This window comes from Dokdonella sp., from assembly GCF_051958935.1.
In the GTDB taxonomy this organism is placed as follows: Bacteria; Pseudomonadota; Gammaproteobacteria; order Xanthomonadales; family Rhodanobacteraceae; genus Dokdonella_A.
The window spans coordinates 1-2,679 of sequence record NZ_JBQCFP010000019.1 but is presented as its reverse complement, the minus strand read 5'-3'; the positions used below and the strand labels follow the sequence as shown (position 1 = coordinate 2,679).

Below are 2,679 nucleotides of genomic sequence, written 5' to 3'. Positions count from 1 at the left end.
CCGACGCTCGAACGCGTGCGCGGCCGCGTGCGTCCGGGCCTCACCTGGACGCCCCGCGCCGTCCTCGAGATCGGCGGCGCACTGAAGTTCGCGCTCGGCTCCGACGCCAACCGCGACAACCGCATCAACAACGACAACGAGCGCAGCGACGGCGCCGGCCTCGACCAGTTGTTCATCCGCGGGCACGCGGGCGAGTCGACCGCGCTGCTGATCGGCAAGACGCCGCTCCCGCTCGAACTGTCCCCCCTCGTCTGGGATCGCGACCTGCGGCCGGCCGGCGTGAGCGTCGATCATTCGATCGCGCTCGGTGATTACGATCGCCTGCAACTCGTCGCCGGCGCGTTCGCAGGCGAGCACCTGTACGGCGACGGCTCGCGCATCGGTGCGCTGCAACTCGCCTGGCGCTGGCACGAGGGCGCGCCGGGCAATGCCGCGGTGCTGCTGTCGCTGATCGATTTCAGCCATATCGATCGCCTCGCGAACAACGGCCTAGGCCGCACCAACCTGCGCACGCCGACCGGCTTCGCCAGCGACTTCCGCCTGCTCGACCTGCAGCTCGTGGGGCGGCATGCATTCGGCGACTGGCCGTTCGAGATGCGCCTCGACCTCGTGCGCAACCTCGGCGCCGACGACGACGCCGATGGGGCGCGCCTCAGCCTCGTCGCCGGCGATCGCCGCCGCGCGCGCGGCTGGGAGCTGGGCTTCGCCTGGCAACGCCAGCAGCGCGACGCCGTGCTCGCCGCATTCAGCGAAGACGACTGGTGGTTCCACAGCTTCGCGCACGGCGCAATGCCGTGGATCGGCTACGGGCTCACCGATCGACTCAGCCTGCGCCTGGCCGGCTTCCGCGAACAACGCGACGGCATCGCGGACCATACGCGGCGCGTGTTGTTCGACCTCGAGGCGCGCTGGTAACGCCCCGCTCCTTCACGTCCCTCCGACGCGCCCGCGCCAGATACCGACGCCGAGGCACAAGGCCGCGAGCGCGAGGACGCTCATCTGCACCGGCATCGGGTCGAGCACCGCGATCAGCGCGATGCCGGCGGAGAGAATGAGCACCGTCGCCGTCGCGAGCGATCGCAGGCGGACGGCCGCGAGGTGTTTCCCCATCCACCAGAGCAGCGTCCCGCACAGCATCAGCAGGATCGCGAAGCAGAGGCTGTAGCCGCACAGCATCGACCACGCATCGACGCCCCAGCGCGGCAGGATCGCGTAGGCACGCATCGCGTCCATCAATGCGCGCCGCGGCGCGTCGAACGAAGCGGTGTCGACGAATGCTCGGTAATGCACGCTCGCATGCACGCCGCTCGCGATCAGCAGCACGCTGCCGGCGCTGCGCACACCTGATCGCAGGGCGGTTTCGGACACGGGTCCATCTCCCGGGGGACGCACGATCTTCGGTGTCCGAGCGCACCAGCGCAAGCGAGCGGTAAACAGCAAACAGGGGCCTTCAATCCGGCGAAAGCCGGATCCGATTCTTCGTATCGACGCCGCAGACGCTGGGCCCTGGCTTTCGCCGGGACGTCGAGGTGGAGTTTCCCGCGCTGCGCTTCCCGCTCTTTCCCGCGCGGCGGCGATAGGCCGTCCCACGCAGCCTCCCGCCGTTCGACCCAAAAAAAAACCCCGCCGAAGCGGGGTCGAAGTGCAAACGCTTGCCAGCCGGCGTCAGAGCCGGCAGAGATCGAAGCCGTCGGCGAAGACCAGCACGCTCCCCGCGGACGTCACGTTGAACGTCGCGCTCGTTCCCGCCAACGCTCCACTCGAGGCACTCAGGGTCTTGCCCGTGGCCAGGGTGTAGAAGCGCTGCGTCGCGTTCGCCGGGAACGAGGCGATGCCGTTGCTCACGGTCGCCTGCGCGAGCGTCGCCGATGCGCCGCACGCCGCGGTCGCAAGCGTGATCTGCGAGGTGGAATCGGTCGTGATCACGTTGTCGGAGGCATCCACGATGGCGACCTGCACCGCACCGAGCCGCTCGCCACGTGGCACGTCGGCCGGCTGCTGCACGAACTTGATGTGGTGGGCCGGGTTCGCGGCGAAGCTGACCACCACCGTGCAGTCGGCGACGACCGCGCCCGTCGTGTAGCTCGTGCCGACGAGGCTACCCGCCGGGCAGCTGCCACCGACCGGCGTCACCACGTGGTAGCCCGCGGCCGGCGTCACGGTGAAGGCAACGGTCGCGCCATGGTTCACCGTCTGCGGCGTCGACGGGCTGATCGTGCCGTCGCCACCCGATACGCTCGGCGTCACCACATGCGTGTCGATCGCGAAGCTCGCGATGACGGTGCAGTCGGCATTCACCGCGTTCGTCGTGTAGACGTTGCCGGCAAGGCTGCCGCCGCAGGTGCCGGCCACGTTCGCGACGTGGAAGTTCGCCGCGGGCGTCAGCGTGAAGATCGCCGTCGCGCCGTGGTTCACCGTCTGCGGCGTCGACGGGCTGATCGTGCCGTTGCCACCCGATACGCTCGGCGTCACCACATGCGTGTCGATGGCGAAGCTCGCGATGACGGTGCAGTCGGCATTCACTGCGTTCGTCGTGTAGACGTTGCCGGCAAGGCTGCCGCCGCAGGTGCCGGCCACGTTCGCGACGTGGAAGTTCGCCGCGGGCGTCAGCGTGAAGCTCGTCGTCGCGCCATGGTTCACCGTCTGCGGCGTCGACGGGCTGATCGTGCCGTTGCCGCC

At 69.4% G+C, this 2,679-nt stretch carries 3 protein-coding genes; 1 reads left to right on the top strand and 2 read right to left on the bottom strand.

Annotated features, from left to right (window positions below; all coding sequences use genetic code 11):
- Nucleotides 1–915: hypothetical protein (locus ACTHK2_RS02045; RefSeq protein ID WP_440244029.1), on the top strand; the 915-nt coding region annotated here is incomplete at its 5' end.
- Between the two features lie 12 nt (nt 916–927).
- On the opposite strand, the gene ACTHK2_RS02040 is transcribed toward ACTHK2_RS02045, so the two are convergent.
- Nucleotides 928–1,368, bottom strand: coding sequence for an LIC_13387 family protein (locus tag ACTHK2_RS02040; protein ID WP_440244028.1), 441 nt, complete (start codon nt 1,366–1,368; stop codon nt 928–930).
- Between the two features lie 297 nt (nt 1,369–1,665).
- A partial coding sequence (locus tag ACTHK2_RS02035; RefSeq protein ID WP_440244027.1) for an InlB B-repeat-containing protein occupies nt 1,666–2,679 on the bottom strand: 1,014 nt, incomplete at its 5' end.